We start from the raw sequence: 17,578 nt of genomic DNA, 5'->3' as shown, positions 1-17,578 counted from the left end.
CGAAACCCGATGCCCTTTCGCTTCTTCAGATGCCGCTACTTCGATCGCTTCCCTTCCTTCCAGTCCGGCCAAATCTGTTGCCAGTCGTCGGGGCGCAAATCCTTGCGCGTAACAACGCAGTTGGTCGCGCGCTCGATTCCGATGCAGTTCTTCGGATCTGGACGCCGACCGCCGTATCCGTGTCGCCACTGGCGGATCTGGGCGTTGCTCTTGACCTCATAGCCAAGGCTTTGCATCCGCTCGCGAAGCTGTGCGACAGAGAGGGCGCCATCCGATGAAAGGTATTGATCGAGGTTCATGCAGCAATACTAGTAGCATTTGCTACCTTCCGCAAGTAGCCAATGCTTCTAGTAGCGCATGCTACGTTGCGGCCATGAACGAAAAAGAGATTCAGGAATGGCGCGTTCAGCGTCTTAAGGCTGCCGTGGACAAAGTTGCCGACGGCAACGTGACGGCGTTCGGCAAACGGCTCGGCTACAAGGACGGCGCCTTTGTCCGGCAAATGCTGTCCGGCAATCGGCCAGTCAGCGAAAAGACGATCCGTACAATCGAAGAGCTGCCTGGCATGTCACAGTGGTTCTTTCGCCCTCTAAAACTTCCCTCGTTAAGCTCGGAAGTAGCGTGGGCGCTGGAGGAAGCCGACCGACTTGATCGTGAACGAGAACTATCCGAGGCCGAAGAGGCTGCGTTGAAGAAGATTGCGGAAAGCACGGGCTTCCCTGCTCGGCCTATTTCTGTCTACAGCTCGCTCGAAGAACTGCCGCCGGAGACCACCGTTCTGATCACTCACGTCGACGTCGCGTTGTCCGCCGGCAATGGGCGCGAGACTTGGCACATCGAAGAAAAAGAGCCGCTGCCCTTTCAAGCAGACTACATCCGGCGTCTGGACGCGAGCCCGAAGAACTTGGTGGCAGTGAAAGTGCGGGGCGACAGCATGGAGACACGCCTCTTTAACGATGACACTGTCGTGGTGGACAGAGCCGATAAGCGCATCCCTGCAAGCGGCGGGGTCTTCGCTGTGGTCTATGCAGGGGAGATGTTGGTGAAACGCCTGTTTAAGCTGCCCAACGGTTCCATTGACATTGTTAGCGACAATCCTAAGTACAAGTCGCTGGTTGTCCCACCTGATCAGCTTGAACACGTCGACATCGTCGGCCGGGTGAAATACCGATCTGGCATGGGGGATTTCTGATGCGAGCTGTTGAACCTGCTCTGATCGCCCTTCTTGCAAGCTTGCTGGCCACGCCTGCGGCCCTCGCAAAAGACATGTCCGATGCGGAGCTCAAAGCCGTTGGGTCATCGTGGAAACGCCGCTGCGCTGACCTCGCGGCAGCTGAAGCCCAGCCAACGCTTGAGAAGCGGTGCTATGACGGGTTTTTGCGTGGCCTCAAGGAAGTGGACGACCTGCGGACCGACAACACGATCTCGGAGCAGATGTGGGACACCTGTAAAGCCGAGAGCGGGTTCAACTACACGGGGGATTTCCACGCTTGGGCAGCCTGCATGCGCGTAGCCCGCACACGGCCAGGCCTACGCGACTATTGAAAGCGGCATCGATTTATACCGGGCGAACGCCCATCGCCATAAAAGCCCGCCAAGTGCGGGCTTTTTTGTTGCCCGCCCCCACCTGTTACAAATTTCCACTCCATCAGTAGCATTTGCTACTTGCTATCGCTAGTAGCATTCGCTACTATTCCTCCATCGACGCACCACACGGTGCCAACAGATGGAGAGCAGCGATGGTCAACGCAGTCACCCAGACGGAACGCCTTGTGTGCGAAGCCCTTGTGGCCAACGGCATGTACTGCGCGGACCAGGGCCTCGACGACACGCACGTCTACATGGCGCCCATTGCGAACGCGCTCCTGCGCAATGACCTTGGCGATGCCGCGATGGCTTCGCTCGGCCGCGAGCTGGTGCAGCAGTTCCTGCGCGACATCCGCAATGCCGTGGCCGAGGAAGAGAAAGCCGCCGACGCCCTGCTCGCCGAAGAGGAATCGCGCGGCCGGCTGGAGCGCTCGCTCGGCATGTCCCTGCCCCACGCAGCGTGAGGCCTCGATGACCTACGAAGAGACCCGCGTTCTGGTTGTGCTGTTTGGCTTCGTTGCAGTTTTGGCGATCTTTGCCGGTGCGTGCCTGTGGGCCACACGTGGAAGCCGACAGATCGAAACGTTTCTAGATGAGCTGGACGACGAGCGCGCGCAGAAGCGGCGCTACTGATGAGGGGATGACGAAATGGCAACGTTCCAGAAAGCACAGATTGTGAATCCGCGAGATTTTCTGCCGGCCTACCAAGTCACCACGGAAGAAGGCCCGATGACTTGCCTGCCGGATGAGGCATACGCGGTGGGCGTGACGATGGGCGACGGCACGGCCTACCTGCATGAAGTCCGATTCGACTACACACCGGCTGGCCGTGATGCTGCTGGTCGTTTGTGGGCGCGTGTGCATGCGGCGCGTCAGATCAATTTGGCGCACTGGGAACAGATCGCCTAACCGCCGCCACTGAACAACCAGCAGGGGATGAGACATGAAAACGATTGAGATCAAGGGCTGGATCTTCGCTGAGCCCAAAGAGCCTTGGGAAGGTGATGGTCTGAAGTATCACTTCAGTTCCATCGACTACGAGCGATGGGCGAAAGAAGGGATGCGCGGCTATGGCAAGTACACCAAGGTCGCGGAGCACACCATCGTTGCTGAGGTACGCGATGACGTTGATCCGGCCGCCGCGATGATCCGCGCGCTGAACGCTGAGAAGGATCACCTGCGCAAGGAATGCAACGCGAAGGTGGCAGACATCAACGAGCGCATCGGCAAGCTGCAGGCGCTGACGTTCGATCCGGCCTAAATGGAGCCTGGCATGCGCGACCCAATGGCCGGCAAATACAAGCGGGACTACAAGCTCGAATTTGAGATCGCGCGCGTGGTTCTGGATGGCGAGCCAGGTGAACTGGCGTGGGGTGTTCACGACTACGAAGCGATGACGTTCGCATCGGCAGACGTGCGCTTGATCTTCTATCCGCACAAGACGTCGGCCGGTAACTATCACCTGCGTATCCGGGATCAGGCCAGCAAGGATAAGGAGCGTGCCCAGTCACTGATGGATCGCCTGCAGATCGGCTCTGGACACTCATGCACCTTCCAAACGAATCGCCAGCATGGGGGCGATTTTATGCGGCAAAGCAAGCTGGCCGATCAACTTGGCGTCGAATTTGGATGGGCACGCAAAGTTGCTTTTGAGCATGTCTACGGCAATAGCCGTAAGAAAAAAACGGGAGCCTGAAATGCACCTGACAGATGACCAAGCCGCGCAGCGCGTGGCAGACCGCGAGAATCGCCAGGCAGAACTCGCACGGCGCAAGCGCAACAACATGCTGATGAACATCGCTGCGCTCGGAGTGATGGTCTACGTGGCAGTCGTCGAACTCATCCGCCACGGGGTGCTGTGATGCGCGTACCCACACCCGAGATCGTCGACTACCACGAGTACCGCACGCTGGCCGAGGCATTTGGCCCGGGCTCGCAGCTCGCCACACAGCCCACCTGGAAAGACTGGGCAACGGCCATCGCCACCGGCATCGGTTGCGGCGCAGTGATGGCGTTTGTCGTCGGCTGCGCGGCCGGCGCGCTGATTCGATAACAACGAGGAGAAAACCAAGATGACCGAAGCTGAGAAAACCACTGCGCTCACATTGCCCGAGCGCGCCGCAATTGCGCTTGGCACCAAAGAGCATGAAGCCAATCTGCTGGCGCTGGCAAAAAAGCACGCAGACATCGTCGAGATCAAGAACCCCGCAGGCCGTGAGCAATGCCATGGCGCCATGATGACGTTGGCCAACGCGCGTATCGCCATCAGCAAGGCGGGCAAGGAAGCGCGCGACGACGCTACCAAGTTCTCGAAGGCCGTGATCGAAGAAGAGAAGCGACTGATCGCGATCATCGAACCGGAAGAAGATCGCCTGCGCGGCCTGCGTGATGCATGGGATGCGGAGCGCGAGCGCGAAAAGCTGGCCAATGCCGAAGCTGAAAAGCGCCGGATTGCCACGCTGCAAGAGCGTATCGCCGAAATCCGTGGCGCGGTCGCTGCAGCGGCCACATGCAAGCCGGCCTTGGTCTTGGAACACATCGGCGACATCGAGCGCATGGTGATCGACGCCTCGTTTGAGGAATTCCAAGGACAAGCCCAGCTTGCCAAGGACGAAACGCTCGACAAGCTGCGCGAGCTCCACGCCCAAGCGGTTGCCCGCGAAGAAGAAGCGGCGCGCCTGGCTGCGGAGCGCGAAGAACTCGATCGCCTGCGTCGTGAAGAAGCAGAGCGCCAAGCGCAAGCCGCTGCCGCACGCGCAGAAGAAGAGCGTCGCCTAGCGGCTGAACGCGAAACCCAAGAAGCGCAATTGCGCGCCGAACGTGAAGCGCACGAGCGCCAGCTCGCCGCCGAGCGCGCCGAGGCCGACCGCGTTGCCCGCGAGAAGTTGGCAGCCGAAGAAGCTGAACTGAGTGCACAACGCGCAGCACAGGAAGCGGAAGCGCGTCGTCTTGCCGAAGAGCGCGCCCAGTTGGAACGCCAACAGCGCGAGGTCGAAGAGCAACGTAAGCGCGAAGAAGCGCAACGCGCGGCAGCGGCACAGGCAGCCGACGAACAGTTGCGCGGCGCTGCTCATCTGCTTCTGGCGGCCTGCAAGGCAGCGCTGGTCGAAGGCCCGGACATGTTCTGCGCTGCACAGCTGCGCTCGGCAATCGACGCCGCCGAAGTGGTCGAAGCCGAAATGCCTAAAGCAGCTTAACCATCACCCATTACACCCGGCCGAGTCTAGGGTTAGGAGTCCATCGTGAGCGAAGTAGCAGCAATCCAGCCGCAGCAGTTTGACCTTTCCCCACGCAATCTGCAGGAGGCCATGGAGTTTGCCGGACATCTGGCGGATTCCTCGATCGTGCCCAAGGACTTTCAGGGCAAGCCCGGCAACGTGCTTGTTGCGATCCAGTGGGGCATGGAGCTTGGACTCAAGCCCATGCAGGCCATGCAGAACATCGCCGTGATCAACGGTCGCCCCTCGCTCTGGGGTGATGCGGTGCTCGCGTTGGTTCTGGCATCCCCGGCCTGCGAGTACGTCAACGAGTACGACGAAAACGGCACGGCAGTCTGCGTGGTGAAGCGCCGTGGGCACGACGAGCACGTCGAGCGTTTCGGGGACGCCGAAGCCAAAACGGCCGGCTTGCTGAACAAGTCTGGGCCGTGGACACAGTATCCGAAGCGAATGAAGAAGATGCGCGCACGCGCGTTCGCGCTGCGCGACAAATTCAGCGACGTGCTGAAGGGCATCCCGATTGCGGAAGAAGTCATGGACATCCCCACGGAACGAGACATCACGCCGCGCAACGCTTCACCCTCGCAAATCGCCCAAGCGGCGCTTCCGAAGCCCGCTGAGCGAGACGACCGCCTCAACAACATCATCACCGACCTGGAGATCGTAGCCAAGGAAGGCGGCGCCGATCCGCTTGCCGATGCATGGGGAAAGTTGACCAAGGATGACCGCAAGGCCATCGGCCCTGACGAACTGTCGCGCCTCAAAGCGCTGACCGGTGAGGCTGCGCCGACCGATGTTCAAGCTCAGGAGCAAAGCAATGGCTGATCAGCGCACAGAAGAGTGGCACCAAGCCCGTGCCGGCAAGCTGACCGCCTCGTGCTTTGTCGACATCATCAGTACCACCAAGGGCGGCAAGCCCACCGCAGCACGAGGCACGCTCATGCGCAAGCTGGCATTTGAACGCATGGCAGGCACCCCCGCGCACGAAATTGGCGGGCGGGCTCTGACGTGGGGTACTGAGGTCGAGGAGGCAGCCGTCCAGACGTACGAACTCGTCAGCGGCAACATCGTCGAGCGTAGCCCTTTTGTCGTGCACCCTCGATATGACTTCATTGGCGCTTCCCCCGATGGCTTGGTAAGCGCCGTCGGCGGCATTGAAATCAAGTCTCCGCACGATGAAGCCGTCCACATCAACACGTGGCTCTGCGGCATGCCTGAGGAACACATGCCGCAGGTGCAGGGAAACATGATGGTCACCGGCCGCGCCTGGTGGGACTTCATCAGCTACGACCCGCGCCAGTGTGAGCGCCTTCGACTGTACGTGCAGCGCATTCTTCGCGACGACCATTTCATCAGCGAAATGCTGGGCGCCCTTCTGCAGTTCGAAGCCGAACTGCAGCAGATGGTCGCGGAACTGGAGCGCAAGAGCGCCTGATAACGCTCTGACCACCACCCCAACCTCCACATATCGCCCGAGACTGATATGCAACGAACCACAAGCAAGCAGCCTGCACACCTAGTAAAGCGCGTCAGCAAGATCCGCGAAGAGACGACGGCAAAGGTACTCGCGGCGCTGCTCTCGGCGGGCACAGGTGGGCTCACGATCATGGAGATGGTGACGCTCACCGGCCTCTCGGAGAGTTGCTGTCGGGCGCGTGTGCAGGTGTTGCACGGCGAGGGAAAAGCGCGTGTGTGCGACTCCGCGATGTTCGCAACCATGCGCCTATCGAAGCATGGGGGCTGGGCAGCGAACCGAGCTTGACGGTCGAAGAATGGCGAAAGCGCAGCGACGAGCATGCAGAGGAAGAGATGCGTGCTGATGTGAAGCGTCGGCATGCGTGTTGGACAGCGAAGTGGAAGCCGCACAGGCCAACTGAGGCGGCTTGGTTCTGACGATTTTTCAACCAGTAGGAGAGCACATGCAACAAATCCAAATCCCGCCGCTCAGCGAAGGTGAGATCTACCTCTGCGGCCTGATCAACGCAACCGGCGATGTAACCCACACGATCCTGCTTCCCGCTGAGGCGGAAACGCGCATGACTTGGCCTGACGCCATGGAATGGGCCAAGAGCCTGAATGCTGATCTTCCGACACGTGCTGAATTGGTGATCGCGTATGAGCAGCACCGCAGCCAATTCAAGCAAGCCGCGTACTGGTCGAACACGCCGGACGACGATCCCGAATATGCCGGCTGGGCTTGGTTTCAGCTCTTCTGCCTCGGCAGCCAGTGCATCATCCAGCAGAGCCCCGTGTTGCGCGCCCGTGCCGTCCGCAGATTGACGATTTAACCCTTCATCCATTTTCAGGAGAAGTCAGCAATGACGCCAACGCTTGAAGCAGTCGAAGCAAAGCAAGCCGAGATCACCGCCATGATCGAGGCAATCCGCAAGGCAGCTGCGCGCGAATACAAGGTCGCCGGCGGCACGATCCAACTGAACCCCGGCGAGCAGTATGCCGGCTTCATTCTCGGCAAAGACGGCGAGCCCGATCATCACCTGATCCTCCTCCCCGGCGATGAAGCTGAACTGAACTGGGACGACGCCAAGCAGTGGGCCAAGGAACAGGGCGGCGAGTTGCCGACGCGCCGCGAGCAATCGCTTCTGTACGCCAATCTCAAAGATGAGTTCCAGGGCACCTGGTACTGGTCCGGAGAGGCTCGCGAGCGCGAGTCCGGCTGGGCTTGGTGTCAGGGTTTCGGCTACGGCGGCCAGAGCGGCATCAGCCGCGACGACGAGTTGCGCGCCCGTGCCGTCCGCAGATTGATCCTTTTGTAATTTAACAATTACATCCACCGTGGCACTGCACACAAACCTTCCGATCTACAAAGCGGCCTATGGGTTGCTGGACGTGGTGACGGACCTGGTCAAGAACATGGCCCGCGACTTCAAGCGCAGCATCGGCGAGAAGATCAGCGCAGAGTGCATCGAGATCATGGTTCTGGTCTTCCGCGCAAATGTCGCAGATGGCATTAAAGCTCAGACATGAACAAGAACGGCAACATCAAGCACGGTTATCACGGTTCGCTGACGTATCGGCGCTGGAAGGCCATGCGTCAACGCACATCGATCAGCAGCCGCGATGCGCATCACGCCAAGCACTACGACGGCGTGACCTGCTGCGAGCGTTGGGCCAGCTTTGAGGTATTCCTCTCGGATATGGGCGAATGCCCAGAAAAGCACACGCTTGATCGTTTTCCGAATGCAAACGGCAACTACGAGCCTGGGAATTGCCGTTGGGCAACGATGGCTGAGCAAAACGCCAACCGTTCGAGCTGCATCCTCATCACGCGCGATGGCGTAACCAAGACGGCCACCGAATGGGCGCGAACATTAGGACTGAATCCATCGACAGTTATCGAACGTCTACGCCGCGGTTGGAGCCATGAGCAGTCGTTGGCCGATCCTTGCAGAACATCGCGCGGCAAGTCCTATCCAACTGAAACCCTCTCGTTTCAGGGAACAACCAAACTGCTTATCAATTGGGCCAAAGAAATCGGGATGACGCCCAATGCGCTCAGGATGAGGCTGCGTCTCGGTTGGTCAGTTGAACGCGCATTGACGCAGCCGAAGAAGACATCCACACGATGACAGAAAACAGCTACCTCGGGCTGCTGAGGCAAGCGACGGCAAGCCACCACGACCGCGCGCAGGTTGCCAACGTAGTGCGCTCGCGCGGCCATGCCGTGAACAGACAACTTACAAAGGCGTTCCGCGCCGCCCGCGAACAGGAGAAGAAGACATGCTGAGTAAGGAACGAATCATCGAAATCGGCAAGCGTTATTTCAAGGAAGGGCACAACCCAGATTCGGTGCCGTTCTTCGTTGCCGCTGCTGAAGACTGCATCAAAGAAGCCCTGCGCGCACAGGCTGATGCGGGGTCGAAGATGCACGACGCAGCAACGCTCGATGCGGCAATCACCATCGTTTGCAATGCGCGCGACGCCCTTGGCGCGGGTACTGAATTCCCTTACGACGCGCAAGAGCGCTCGACTGTTGGGCCATACCTTGACGGCATCGAGGACAAATTGCGGGCGCTGTATGACACCCACTCCTCCGCCCCAGCAGCGCAGGCGTTGAGCGATGGGGAAATCCAAGCGTTGTGGAATGAGGCATGCCACGACACGCCGCAGAAGCCGGGATGGTGCCGACACATCCGCTTTGCGCGCAGCATTGAAAGCGCCATTCTCACTCGCAGCGCCGCGACTGTGGCCGAGCCGAGCGAGGCGCCCGGTTTTGTCCTTGTCCCGCTTGAGCCCACAGCGCAGATGCGGAAGGCCGCTGCCGATGCTTGGTTGGACTGTGATAGCAGGATGGTTCTCAACAAAGCTGCAGCTGCTCTGAAGGCAGGCATCGCCGCAGCTGCTAAACACGCGGGGGTCAAATGATAGATTTCGATACGTGGTGGAACTCTGCTGCGGCAGATGAGTTTCGCGCCCAGCATGAAGACATGGACGGCAATGCCTTCCGGCCTGTGTGGGATGCAGCTATACAAGCCGCCCAACAGCAGGCCGAGCCGGTGGGGGATGAGCGCAAGGCGTTTGAGACGTGGGCGCAGAGCAAGAATATGCACTTAGCCAAGGGGAATTGTGGTTGGTATATTAGTGCCCCAACGCACGAAGCGTGGCAAGGTTGGCAAGCTTGCGCCGCCCAGTCCGCCCAGTCCTGCCAGCGGGCGGGCGTGGCGGAGGGGTGGTGCTTCTATTCCGCAGACTTCAGCATGAATGCCTCCAATCCGGCGAACTGGGGCACTGTCATGCTCACTCGGGATGACGCTGGCCGCAAATGGTGGCACGCCTTGTCGGACGAAGAGCGCGAAAAGATTGACCTTTTTGTGTCTGGTCGCGGGACTACGTTTGATGCCGCAATGAAATCCGCGAACGAGAAAGCCGTCATCGCCGCCGCGCCCACACCGGCAGCGCAGGGAGGGGATGGCCATGAGTGATTTGGCAAAGCACTCGCTGCAACGTGGCGCCCAATACCCGTTCGACGCTACAGATGAATGGTGGGTTGGAGACGGCACGAACCCGCCACCAGCCGTAGATTGGGCGCACGCTGCTGCGCGCGGAATTCTCCATGACTTGACCGACCGTCGCGGCATTAAGCAGGGCTTTGCCGGGATCGATCACGAGGTACGCGTCGAAATTGTTGAGTCAATCGCAAACATCGTCCGCGCAGCGGCAGCACTGGCAGATGCGGGATGGCGGGATGAGTGAGAAGAGCATACCTCTGCCGCCAACGCTGCCGCAGCACCTGCTTGCAACGATTGGGGAATACGGCATGGCTCGCACTGACGGAGTCAGCCAAGCAGAAATAGAGGCGCGCTGGCTTGCTCTGATCGGCGGCATCAAACGATATGCCGTTGACTATGCAATCAGCGTTGTTGCACAACCGCCCGCAACGAGCGCGCCAACAACCAAGGACACTGGTGGGGAGAGGTGATGGCTCTCAGACCTGAATCCATGACGTTTGAGATGCCTCAGCGCCCCAAGCCAATCGAGTTCGCAATTCAGGAACCACTGGATCCAATGGACTTGATGGTGGCGCGCGAGAACCCCGCCGCTTTCGTCTCTCGTATGAAGAACGTCATGGCGGCCAAGCTCGCGCGGATGATCGTGGAGAAATGCCAGCTTTTCGAGGTGCCCGACTTTGCCAGGCTGAGTAGAGACCCATGCTTGCGCTTGCAATTCACCATCAACGACCGAGGCATGTACACAAACTGGCTCCCTCAAGAGCGCCAAGAAGGCAAGGAAGAGGGATTCAAGATCGGATACAAACGGGCCATCGACACTGTGCCTTATGGCCTTGAACCTGGGCAGTACTACGAATGACCCAACAATCAGCCCTGAGCAGGATATTGGAGACGAGCGCGCCCCGCTTCTGCCGCCGCTCGCTCTGCATCTTCTTGCGTGTCGTAAGCGCCGCCGCTCACCTCCTCGCATCGGGTCGAGCTGCCGTCGACTGCATGCCAAGCAAGTGGTTGCCAAGACCCGTTTCTGCACGGGTAAGCATGCCCTGTAACCGGCGGCGCAGCGTTGTGGAGTTCTTCCATGGTGGCCTCTCTTTGATAGGGATGGCCCTCACGCTAGAGCAAAGACACAGAAGCTGCAATCGACTACGAAAAGTCGTTACTCATTCCGTAACACCAGCATGACCGAAACAGCAGCACGAATCATCGAAACAACCTGCAGGAACTGGAAAATGTTTCTCACCGCCAACGAACTCGAACGCCTGACCGGGCGCAAACGGTCGGACGCCCAGGACCGCGCGCTGAACTCGATGGGCATTGAGCACATCAAGCGTGCAGACGGGCGTATTCTGGTTGCGCGTGAGCACGTCGAGCACTTGCTTGGAGTGAAGCAGGAGACGCGACGCGTCCGCGAGCGCGAACTTGATCGGAGCCTGATGTAATGCCACCCAAGCGCAAAGCCGAGAATCGCGGCTTGCCGGCGCGCTGGCAACTACACCACGGCGCGTACTACTACCGTGTGCCGCCTGGCCTTGAAGAGCATTGGGATGGCAAGAAGCGTTTCCGCTTGGGCTCATCACTGCCAGAGGCCTATCGTGCCTGGCGGCAACGCATGGACGTGCAAGACAATTGCCGGACGATCGGCGATCTGCTCGACCGGTACGCCTTAGAGGTGATCCCCGAAAAGGAACCCAGCACTCAGGCTCACCACGAACTATGCGTCAAGCGACTGCGCATCCAGTTTAACAAGTGGGCACTGAGCGAACTCAAACCGCGCCATGTCTACGAGTACGTCGATACGCGCACGAAGGAAGTTAGAAAGCCCGACGGCACTCGCGCCAAGGTGAAAGCGCCCACCGCTGGCAAGAAGGAAATCGAGGTCTTGTCGCACGCGTTCACGATGGCCGTTTCCTGGGGCTACATCGACCGCCATCCGTTCAAGAACGAGGTGCGATTCAAGGGCGAGCAACCGCGCGACCGCTATGTAGAGGATTGGGAACTGGACGAGTGCATGGCCCTCACCTCCAAGCGGAAGAAAGGCAGCGTGCGCGCCGCGCAGGCGTACATCGCACTTAAACGCATCACCGGCATGGCCCGCGGCGACCTCCTACGCATCAACGTCACGACCGACCTGAAAGACGACGGCATCCACATCCAGCGCCACAAGACGCGCAAGAAGACCGGTAAGCGGACTATCTACACCTGGACGCCAGAGCTGCGTGAAGCAGTGAACGCCGCATTGGCCGCGCGGCCGGTGCATATCTCGCCCTGGCTATTCTGCAACCGTGACGGCGAGTGCTACATCAATGAGGAAACTGGCCGGGCTGGGGGATGGGAATCACTGTGGCGCGGCTTCATGGAGCGTGTGCTCACCGAGACCAAAGTGAAGGAGCCGTTCAACGAGCACGACATCCGCGCGAAGGCCGCGAGCGATGCGGAAACACTTGAGCATGCGCAGGCCCTGCTCTCTCATGCGGACAGCCGGACGACGAAGCGGATCTACCGGCGCAAGGCTGAGGTCGTTGCGCCCTTGAAGACCCGGAAGTGATGGGTCATTGGAAAGTGTCACTATCAATGAAATCAGAGGTTTACGAGCGTCGCGCAAGCAAAACAATGACCCATTACAACTGACGTAACAGATTGATTTGACTTAGAAAATTGAAAGTGGGGAGCATAGGTTAATAGCCTATCAGGGGTTCGAATCCCCTTCTCTCCGCCAGAATTCACGCAAAACGCCCGCCCACGCGGGCGTTTTTGTTTTCTGCCCCACCCTCTACCCACAAAAACAAAAGGCCCCGTCTCCCGACAGGGCCCTTTGCATCCCACGTGCCGACACGTCATGCGTGCCGGCATCCCCCTCGCATAGCCTCAGTGCAGCGTTGCCGGCGCCTCGCTCAGCAACAGCGTCTGCGTAACCTGTTCGCGGATCGACTGGGCCTTCATCAGCAGGCGCAGCGCAATGTCCGCACCGCGGCTTACAGCCACACGTTCAATGAAGGCCGTGCGTGCGCGCTCGTTCAAGGTGGCGACATGCGCCGCTTCTGACCACACCTGCCAGGCGGCGGGCTGACCGGCAAACTGCTCGCGGCGGCGCAGCAGGTCCGAATCAATGGCAGCGGCAATTTCGACGTCCTGAATGGTGCGGTTCATGGTGGCCCCTTCTGTCTGTGCGTGGCGCCCTGTGCCGGGCGGGTCTGACCGGATTACGCAACGTCTGTGCCAGTTTCAATGACAGGGCGATGGCCGCGGTCTTGCCCGACTCGCGCGCGGGACGCACCTGTTTGAAACGCAATACCGGCAAGCCTTCGCGCACCGTATCCCTACGTCGGTGGGGTGCAAATTTCTCATCCGAAAATGGCCCGAAACGTGCGTTTCCTCGACGTTCGTTACGCGCCGCGTTACGTAACGCGGTGGCTGTTTCGGGCCAGGAACACGCGGATCTGGCGGCGCCAAGCCCACCGCGTGCCGTATGCCGATAGGCATGCTTGGTGCTTCATCGATCGCGCCCAAGCCGCTGGCGCGTGGTCGACCGTGTCACCCACCCCTCCTCGCACCTGTCCTTCCGCTTGACCCGCTTCCTGATCGGGAGCGACCTGCCGCATGCCGCCCCCTCGGCATGCCGGCCATCCCCCCACACAAATAAGAGCAGTCAAAAGGAGACACCCCATGCAGATGGGCCACCCACGTGTGCGGCTAGGCCGCACGTTGACATCGGCGCTGTTGTGCGCGGTGCTCACACTGTCGGGCTGCGGCGGCGGTGACAGCGGCAGCGTCGCCACCATCGGCAGTACCCCGACCGCTTCAAACACCACCGTACCGCCGGCCAAACCGGCTGCCACCAACTGGACCACGCTTGGCACCCGCGCCACGCCCGCACAACCCGGCACGTCCATCACGACCAACGCAAGCGCCAAGTGGGTCGACTACAACCCGCCCGTGCTCTACGCCGGTATCGCACGGCAAGCCACGCAGTACATCACGATGCCCGACGGCACCAAGCTGGCCGCCTATGTCACGCTGCCGGCAGACGCCTCGGGCAACCCCGCCACCGGTGCTTTCCCGACGGTGCTCGTGCAGACCTCGTACAACGGCGGCAACGCACAGTACACGGCGTCGATCGGCACCGCGCTGGGCGGAGCCGACCCCTACATCGTCCAGCACGGCTATGCGACGGTGGTAGTGGACGTGCGCGGTACAGGCCAGTCGCAAGGCACGTGGGATGCATTTGGGGCGGATGAACAGAGCGACTACGGCCACGTGGTCGACTGGGTCACGCAGCAGCCCTGGAGCAACGGCGCGATCGGCCTGTACGGTGTGTCGTACCTCGGCATTACGACCGTCATCACGGCGGCGCAGAACCATCCGGCGGTCAAGGCGGCGTTTCCCATCGTGCCCATTGGCGACGGCTACCGAGACATCGTCTTCACCGGTGGGCAGACCAACCTGACGTTCATTCCGGCGTGGTTCGGGCTGGTGTCGGTGCTGAGCCTGACCGATCCGACACTGGTGACCAACCCGACGATCGGCCTGCCTGCGGTGCTGCAGCACTTGGTGTCTGCGGTGACGACCTTCCAGTTGCCGACCATGCTGCAAGCCTTGCTCGGTACAACCGCCACCGCGTATGACGGCGCGTTCTGGGCAACACGCTCGCCGCTGGAGAACGACGGCAAAATCAAGGTGCCCACCTTCGTGGTCGGAGGCCTGCACGACCTCTTCCAGCGCAGTGAACCGCTCACCTACGAAGCCATCAAGACGCAGGCACCGGCCAAGCTGCTGATCGGCCCGTGGACGCACTTGCAAGCAGCACTCGGCAGCGGGTTGCCGGTCGACGGCGTGCCACCGCTCAACCACATTCAGTTGCAGTGGTTCGACCAGTATGTGAAGGGCATGAGCGTGGGCGCCGATGCGTTGCCCAATGTCACCCAGTACGTCACCGGCTATGGCCACTACATCACCGCGACGGACTGGCCGCATCCGCAGGTGCAGGCACAAGCGCTCTATCTGCGGGGTGACAGGAGCTTGTCGACCAGTGCACCGGCCGCCAATGAAGCGGCCAACCAGGTGATTCAGCAACCGCTGAACGGCGCGTGCTCGATCAGCCTGTCGCAATGGACGGCGGGCCTGACCGGCTTTGTCCCGCTGCCCTGCCAGACCGATGACACCCTCGCCGAGGCCGCTGACGTGAAATTCGAGACACCGCCCATGCCCGCGGATACCTATCTCAACGGCCCGATCGAAGCTGATGTGTGGATCTCCACCACCGCGCTCGATGCCGGTGTATCGGTGCGCATTGATGATGTGGATGCAGCGGGCAACGTGACGCCGCTCACCGATGGCCTCCAGACGGCTTCGCTGCGTGCGGTGGATGCTAGCCGCTCACGCTTGATGAACGGCCTGATGATCCAGCCGTGGCATCCGTTCACGCCGGACTCCGCGCAACCGCTCACGCCGGGCAAGGCCGTGCTGGTGCCGGTGGAAGTGTTCCCGACCAGCGCGCTGATCGCCAAGGGCCACAAGCTGCGCGTGGCCGTGGGCGCAAGCAACCTGCCGCAGGGCGTGCCGCCACTGCCCACCTTGCTCAACTCGCTGATCGGCGTACTGACGATCTATGGCGACGCGGCTCACCCATCCAGGGTTGTACTGCCGGTCGTGCCGGCATCCGCCATTCAGTAAACGAGGTTCATTCGCATTATCGGCCCGCCCTTTCCGGCGGGCTTTTCTATTTACACACAGAGAACGGTAGAGATATGTAGGCGGATTAATACATAGCTCGGAAACGTTTCTTATATGAATCAACGCCTCGAACCGAATTTATACCTGACTTAAATTAATCAAAATAAGGTATTTACCCCTTCACTTGGCGAGTGATTCGTAAAATCCATCACGCAATCCGGAATTGTGTGACGACCGCAGCCGTAAAAAGCGCTAAGCCTTATAGATCAAGGCCTCCACGGCCTTAGAAAGAACTAAGTGGAAACCTGCACAAAATTGATGTTCAGGTTTTCCAGGCCCCGCCGATAACCCCGTGAAGATCAACGAAATCAAACCGGAATAACCGGTCTCACCTCTCCAACGGAGACGCTGTCGAAGTCCGCAGCAAACAGCAATAAAACGGTGGCAGGTTCGCCCGCTTCTCCCGTGCCATACCGGGCAGCCAGGCCAATCACGATTGCACCCATCCCGTAAGACTGGAGGACGCTGTGAACCTTTCCCAGATGACCATCAAGGCCAAGCTCACTGCAGGCTTTGGCGTGCTGGCAGCCATTGTCGTCGTGGTATCAGGCATGTCGTTGCACGCACTGTCCAATTCGACCGAAGGTTTTTCCAATTTCGTGCACGGCATCAACGCCCGTGCCGCAGCTGCCACGGAAGTGCGTACCGCAGTGGATCGCCGCGCCATTGCCGCACGCAACCTGGTGCTGGTAGTGACGCAGCAAGACCTGGAACAGGAGAAGGCCGAGGTATTCCGCGCGCACGAAGACGTGCAGAAGCAACTCAAGCTGCTCAAGGAACTGATTGCCAACGCCAAGGACGCCACCGATCGCGGCCGCGCGCTGGTGGCCGACATCGACAGCGTGGAGTCGCGCTACGGCCCGGTGGCGACCGATATCGTGTCGCTGGCACTGGCCGGCAAGCGCGAGGAAGCCATCCAGAAAATGGACAACAACTGCCGCCCGCTGCTGGCCGCACTGGTCAAGGCCACGGAAGCCTACGCCGCCTATACCCGCGAGCGCCAGGAGCAGCTTGTGCAGGACTACGACGCCAACTACGCCAACCAACGCAACATGCTGATCGCGCTGTCGATTGGCGCGGCACTGCTGGCGGTGATTGCGGGCATGATCATCACGCGCTCGATTACGCAGCCGATCCGTGTTGCTGTGGACGTGGCCAAGACCGTAGCGCGCGGCGATCTGAGCAGCCGCATCGACGTACGCGGCAAGGATGAAACCAGCCACCTGCTCTCTGCCCTGCGCGACATGAACGGCCGCCTGACGGAAATCGTCGACAAGGTGCGTGACAGCAGCGGCAGCGTGGCTGGTGCAGCCAAGCAGATCGCCGCCGGCAACGCCGACCTGAGCCAACGCACGGAAGCACAGGCGTCGTCACTGCAGGAAACAGCGGCCAGCATGGAGGAGCTGACCTCCACCGTGAAGCAGAACGCCGACAACGCACAGCAAGCCACGGCGCTGGCAGCCAACGCATCGGAAGTGGCGCAGAAAGGCAGCACGGTGGTGAGCCAAGTGGTGTCGACCATGCAGGACATCAGCGACCGCTCCAGCAAGATTGCCGACATCACCGGCATCATCGAGGGCATCGCCTTCCAGACCAACATCCTCGCGCTGAACGCTGCGGTGGAAGCCGCGCGCGCCGGCGAGCAAGGCCGCGGCTTTGCGGTGGTTGCCAGCGAGGTGCGCAGCCTGGCACAGCGTTCGTCCACGGCGGCCAAGGAGATCAAGGAACTGATCGCCTCGTCAGTGGAACGCATTCACGATGGCTCCACGCTGGCAGGCGAAGCGGGTCACACCATGACCGAAGTCACGCAGGCCGTGGCGCGTGTCACGCACATCATGGAAGAGATTGCCGCTGCTTCAATCGAACAAAGGCGCGGCATCGAGCAAGTCAACCAGGCGATCTCGCAGATGGACGAAGTCACGCAGCGCAACGCGGCGCTGGTGGAAGAAGCCGCGGCCGCCTCGCAATCGCTGCAGGATCAGGGGCAGGAACTCAACGCGGCGGTGGCCTTCTTCCGCATCGATCCGCACGCCGTGCATACCGCGCACGCCTAAGCCGCACACCGTATTCTCCAAG

The 17,578-nt window shown here is 60.5% G+C and carries 27 protein-coding genes and 2 pseudogenes; 27 read left to right on the top strand and 2 right to left on the bottom strand.

The annotated features are described in order from the left end of the window. Positions 1 to 35 precede the first annotated feature (35 nt). A complete protein-coding gene (locus tag V6657_RS06160; protein ID WP_048932702.1) occupies positions 36 to 299 on the bottom strand; it encodes a YdaS family helix-turn-helix protein in 264 nt (87 codons plus the stop codon). 74 nt (positions 300 to 373) lie between these two features. Here V6657_RS06160 and V6657_RS06155 point away from each other — a divergent pair, with 74 nt between their 5' ends. From V6657_RS06155 to V6657_RS06035, 25 genes and pseudogenes are all read left to right on the top strand, one after another. Next, positions 374 to 1,192 carry a S24 family peptidase gene (locus tag V6657_RS06155; RefSeq protein ID WP_048932703.1) on the top strand — a complete coding sequence of 273 codons (819 nt, stop codon included), beginning with the start codon at positions 374 to 376 and terminating at the stop codon, positions 1,190 to 1,192. 74 nt (positions 1,193 to 1,266) lie between these two features. After that, the gene (locus tag V6657_RS06150; protein ID WP_182587381.1) at positions 1,267 to 1,545 is read left to right on the top strand and encodes a hypothetical protein; all 279 of its coding nucleotides are present in this window, start codon (positions 1,267 to 1,269) and stop codon (positions 1,543 to 1,545) included. A gap of 194 nt (positions 1,546 to 1,739) precedes the next feature. Beyond that, positions 1,740 to 2,051, top strand: coding sequence for a hypothetical protein (locus V6657_RS06145; protein ID WP_048932705.1), 312 nt, complete (start codon positions 1,740 to 1,742; stop codon positions 2,049 to 2,051). Between the two features lie 7 nt (positions 2,052 to 2,058). After that, positions 2,059 to 2,220 (top strand): hypothetical protein, encoded by a 162-nt coding sequence (locus tag V6657_RS06140; protein WP_160315278.1) that lies wholly within the window; start codon positions 2,059 to 2,061, stop codon positions 2,218 to 2,220. A 15-nt stretch (positions 2,221 to 2,235) separates the two neighbouring features. After that, positions 2,236 to 2,496, top strand: a complete 261-nt coding sequence (locus tag V6657_RS06135) for a hypothetical protein (protein ID WP_048932706.1) — start codon at positions 2,236 to 2,238, stop codon at positions 2,494 to 2,496. A gap of 34 nt (positions 2,497 to 2,530) precedes the next feature. Next, entirely contained in the window at positions 2,531 to 2,848 is a 318-nt protein-coding gene (locus V6657_RS06130) for a hypothetical protein (RefSeq protein WP_048932707.1), read from the top strand. 12 nt (positions 2,849 to 2,860) lie between these two features. Further along, a complete protein-coding gene (locus V6657_RS06125; protein ID WP_048932708.1) occupies positions 2,861 to 3,283 on the top strand; it encodes a hypothetical protein in 423 nt (140 codons plus the stop codon). A 1-nt stretch (position 3,284) separates the two neighbouring features. Next, entirely contained in the window at positions 3,285 to 3,449 is a 165-nt protein-coding gene (locus V6657_RS06120) for a hypothetical protein (protein WP_171017933.1), read from the top strand. Beyond that, positions 3,449 to 3,640 carry a hypothetical protein gene (locus V6657_RS06115; RefSeq protein WP_048932709.1) on the top strand — a complete coding sequence of 64 codons (192 nt, stop codon included), beginning with the start codon at positions 3,449 to 3,451 and terminating at the stop codon, positions 3,638 to 3,640. The genes V6657_RS06120 and V6657_RS06115 overlap by 1 nt, the downstream gene beginning before the upstream one ends. 19 nt (positions 3,641 to 3,659) lie before the next feature. Continuing rightward, positions 3,660 to 4,784: a hypothetical protein gene (locus V6657_RS06110; RefSeq protein WP_053166333.1), complete on the top strand. Its 1,125-nt coding sequence runs from the start codon at positions 3,660 to 3,662 to the stop codon at positions 4,782 to 4,784. Between the two features lie 45 nt (positions 4,785 to 4,829). Further along, positions 4,830 to 5,630, top strand: a complete 801-nt coding sequence (locus V6657_RS06105; protein ID WP_048932710.1) for a hypothetical protein — start codon at positions 4,830 to 4,832, stop codon at positions 5,628 to 5,630. Then, positions 5,623 to 6,240, top strand: a complete 618-nt coding sequence (locus V6657_RS06100; RefSeq protein ID WP_082170129.1) for a lambda exonuclease family protein — start codon at positions 5,623 to 5,625, stop codon at positions 6,238 to 6,240. Before V6657_RS06105 ends, V6657_RS06100 begins: the two co-directional genes overlap by 8 nt. A 48-nt stretch (positions 6,241 to 6,288) precedes the next feature. After that, the gene (locus V6657_RS06095; protein WP_048932712.1) at positions 6,289 to 6,567 is read left to right on the top strand and encodes a hypothetical protein; all 279 of its coding nucleotides are present in this window, start codon (positions 6,289 to 6,291) and stop codon (positions 6,565 to 6,567) included. Positions 6,568 to 6,724: 157 nt separating this feature from the next. Continuing rightward, positions 6,725 to 7,093 carry a DUF1566 domain-containing protein gene (locus tag V6657_RS06090; RefSeq protein ID WP_048932713.1) on the top strand — a complete coding sequence of 123 codons (369 nt, stop codon included), beginning with the start codon at positions 6,725 to 6,727 and terminating at the stop codon, positions 7,091 to 7,093. Between the two features lie 30 nt (positions 7,094 to 7,123). Further along, positions 7,124 to 7,579 carry a DUF1566 domain-containing protein gene (locus V6657_RS06085; RefSeq protein WP_048932714.1) on the top strand — a complete coding sequence of 152 codons (456 nt, stop codon included), beginning with the start codon at positions 7,124 to 7,126 and terminating at the stop codon, positions 7,577 to 7,579. A 19-nt stretch (positions 7,580 to 7,598) separates the two neighbouring features. After that, positions 7,599 to 7,766: pseudogene (locus tag V6657_RS06080) on the top strand (four helix bundle protein); the annotation flags it as partial. A gap of 20 nt (positions 7,767 to 7,786) precedes the next feature. Further along, a complete protein-coding gene (locus V6657_RS06075; RefSeq protein ID WP_053166335.1) occupies positions 7,787 to 8,392 on the top strand; it encodes a hypothetical protein in 606 nt (201 codons plus the stop codon). Between the two features lie 5 nt (positions 8,393 to 8,397). Further along, positions 8,398 to 8,550, top strand: a pseudogene (locus V6657_RS06070) (reverse transcriptase); the annotation flags it as partial. After that, positions 8,544 to 9,188 carry a hypothetical protein gene (locus V6657_RS06065; protein WP_048932715.1) on the top strand — a complete coding sequence of 215 codons (645 nt, stop codon included), beginning with the start codon at positions 8,544 to 8,546 and terminating at the stop codon, positions 9,186 to 9,188. The pseudogene V6657_RS06070 and the gene V6657_RS06065, both read left to right, overlap by 7 nt. Continuing rightward, entirely contained in the window at positions 9,185 to 9,745 is a 561-nt protein-coding gene (locus V6657_RS06060) for a hypothetical protein (RefSeq protein ID WP_048932716.1), read from the top strand. The genes V6657_RS06065 and V6657_RS06060 overlap by 4 nt, the downstream gene beginning before the upstream one ends. Continuing rightward, positions 9,738 to 10,016, top strand: a complete 279-nt coding sequence (locus V6657_RS06055; protein ID WP_137884582.1) for a hypothetical protein — start codon at positions 9,738 to 9,740, stop codon at positions 10,014 to 10,016. The genes V6657_RS06060 and V6657_RS06055 overlap by 8 nt, the downstream gene beginning before the upstream one ends. Then, positions 10,009 to 10,242 (top strand): hypothetical protein, encoded by a 234-nt coding sequence (locus V6657_RS06050; protein WP_137884581.1) that lies wholly within the window; start codon positions 10,009 to 10,011, stop codon positions 10,240 to 10,242. The genes V6657_RS06055 and V6657_RS06050 overlap by 8 nt, the downstream gene beginning before the upstream one ends. Then, positions 10,242 to 10,631, top strand: a complete 390-nt coding sequence (locus V6657_RS06045; protein WP_048932718.1) for a hypothetical protein — start codon at positions 10,242 to 10,244, stop codon at positions 10,629 to 10,631. The genes V6657_RS06050 and V6657_RS06045 overlap by 1 nt, the downstream gene beginning before the upstream one ends. Before the next feature lie 319 nt (positions 10,632 to 10,950). After that, positions 10,951 to 11,211: a DUF4224 domain-containing protein gene (locus tag V6657_RS06040; protein ID WP_248694665.1), complete on the top strand. Its 261-nt coding sequence runs from the start codon at positions 10,951 to 10,953 to the stop codon at positions 11,209 to 11,211. A 32-nt stretch (positions 11,212 to 11,243) separates the two neighbouring features. Continuing rightward, positions 11,244 to 12,317, top strand: a complete 1,074-nt coding sequence (locus V6657_RS06035; RefSeq protein WP_338755004.1) for an integrase — start codon at positions 11,244 to 11,246, stop codon at positions 12,315 to 12,317. Between the two features lie 320 nt (positions 12,318 to 12,637). On the opposite strand, the gene V6657_RS06030 is transcribed toward V6657_RS06035, so the two are convergent. Then, on the bottom strand, positions 12,638 to 12,919 hold the full coding sequence (locus V6657_RS06030) for a hypothetical protein (protein ID WP_048932720.1): 282 nt from the start codon (positions 12,917 to 12,919) through the stop codon (positions 12,638 to 12,640). A 516-nt stretch (positions 12,920 to 13,435) separates the two neighbouring features. Between V6657_RS06030 and V6657_RS06025 the strand changes: the two genes are divergently transcribed. Both V6657_RS06025 and V6657_RS06020 read left to right on the top strand, forming a co-directional pair. Then, on the top strand, positions 13,436 to 15,442 hold the full coding sequence (locus V6657_RS06025; RefSeq protein WP_048932721.1) for a CocE/NonD family hydrolase: 2,007 nt from the start codon (positions 13,436 to 13,438) through the stop codon (positions 15,440 to 15,442). A 542-nt stretch (positions 15,443 to 15,984) separates the two neighbouring features. Beyond that, a complete protein-coding gene (locus V6657_RS06020; protein WP_048932722.1) occupies positions 15,985 to 17,556 on the top strand; it encodes a methyl-accepting chemotaxis protein in 1,572 nt (523 codons plus the stop codon). The last annotated feature ends 22 nt before the right edge of the window (positions 17,557 to 17,578 follow it).

This window comes from Ralstonia sp. RRA (assembly GCF_037023145.1).
Taxonomy (GTDB): domain Bacteria; phylum Pseudomonadota; class Gammaproteobacteria; order Burkholderiales; family Burkholderiaceae; genus Ralstonia.
This window is presented reverse-complemented; position numbering and strand designations above follow the sequence as displayed.

Bases quoted from the DNA above. Each gene is read 5' to 3' on its own strand.
- V6657_RS06110 (WP_053166333.1), top strand. From the start codon at position 3,660: ATGACCGAAGCTGAGAAAACCACTGCGCTCACATTGCCCGAGCGCGCC.
- V6657_RS06140 (WP_160315278.1), top strand. From the start codon at position 2,059: ATGACCTACGAAGAGACCCGCGTTCTGGTTGTGCTGTTTGGCTTCGTT.
- V6657_RS06025 (WP_048932721.1), top strand. From the start codon at position 13,436: ATGCAGATGGGCCACCCACGTGTGCGGCTAGGCCGCACGTTGACATCG.
- V6657_RS06095 (WP_048932712.1), top strand. From the start codon at position 6,289: ATGCAACGAACCACAAGCAAGCAGCCTGCACACCTAGTAAAGCGCGTC.
- V6657_RS06040 (WP_248694665.1), top strand. From the start codon at position 10,951: ATGACCGAAACAGCAGCACGAATCATCGAAACAACCTGCAGGAACTGG.
- V6657_RS06030 (WP_048932720.1), bottom strand. From the start codon at position 12,919: ATGAACCGCACCATTCAGGACGTCGAAATTGCCGCTGCCATTGATTCG.
- V6657_RS06055 (WP_137884582.1), top strand. From the start codon at position 9,738: ATGAGTGATTTGGCAAAGCACTCGCTGCAACGTGGCGCCCAATACCCG.
- V6657_RS06100 (WP_082170129.1), top strand. From the start codon at position 5,623: ATGGCTGATCAGCGCACAGAAGAGTGGCACCAAGCCCGTGCCGGCAAG.
- V6657_RS06065 (WP_048932715.1), top strand. From the start codon at position 8,544: ATGCTGAGTAAGGAACGAATCATCGAAATCGGCAAGCGTTATTTCAAG.
- V6657_RS06145 (WP_048932705.1), top strand. From the start codon at position 1,740: ATGGTCAACGCAGTCACCCAGACGGAACGCCTTGTGTGCGAAGCCCTT.
- V6657_RS06160 (WP_048932702.1), bottom strand. From the start codon at position 299: ATGAACCTCGATCAATACCTTTCATCGGATGGCGCCCTCTCTGTCGCA.
- V6657_RS06085 (WP_048932714.1), top strand. From the start codon at position 7,124: ATGACGCCAACGCTTGAAGCAGTCGAAGCAAAGCAAGCCGAGATCACC.
- V6657_RS06150 (WP_182587381.1), top strand. From the start codon at position 1,267: ATGTCCGATGCGGAGCTCAAAGCCGTTGGGTCATCGTGGAAACGCCGC.
- V6657_RS06045 (WP_048932718.1), top strand. From the start codon at position 10,242: ATGGCTCTCAGACCTGAATCCATGACGTTTGAGATGCCTCAGCGCCCC.
- V6657_RS06135 (WP_048932706.1), top strand. From the start codon at position 2,236: ATGGCAACGTTCCAGAAAGCACAGATTGTGAATCCGCGAGATTTTCTG.
- V6657_RS06090 (WP_048932713.1), top strand. From the start codon at position 6,725: ATGCAACAAATCCAAATCCCGCCGCTCAGCGAAGGTGAGATCTACCTC.
- V6657_RS06120 (WP_171017933.1), top strand. From the start codon at position 3,285: ATGCACCTGACAGATGACCAAGCCGCGCAGCGCGTGGCAGACCGCGAG.
- V6657_RS06115 (WP_048932709.1), top strand. From the start codon at position 3,449: ATGCGCGTACCCACACCCGAGATCGTCGACTACCACGAGTACCGCACG.
- V6657_RS06075 (WP_053166335.1), top strand. From the start codon at position 7,787: ATGAACAAGAACGGCAACATCAAGCACGGTTATCACGGTTCGCTGACG.
- V6657_RS06060 (WP_048932716.1), top strand. From the start codon at position 9,185: ATGATAGATTTCGATACGTGGTGGAACTCTGCTGCGGCAGATGAGTTT.
- V6657_RS06125 (WP_048932708.1), top strand. From the start codon at position 2,861: ATGCGCGACCCAATGGCCGGCAAATACAAGCGGGACTACAAGCTCGAA.
- V6657_RS06020 (WP_048932722.1), top strand. From the start codon at position 15,985: ATGACCATCAAGGCCAAGCTCACTGCAGGCTTTGGCGTGCTGGCAGCC.
- V6657_RS06050 (WP_137884581.1), top strand. From the start codon at position 10,009: ATGAGTGAGAAGAGCATACCTCTGCCGCCAACGCTGCCGCAGCACCTG.
- V6657_RS06155 (WP_048932703.1), top strand. From the start codon at position 374: ATGAACGAAAAAGAGATTCAGGAATGGCGCGTTCAGCGTCTTAAGGCT.
- V6657_RS06130 (WP_048932707.1), top strand. From the start codon at position 2,531: ATGAAAACGATTGAGATCAAGGGCTGGATCTTCGCTGAGCCCAAAGAG.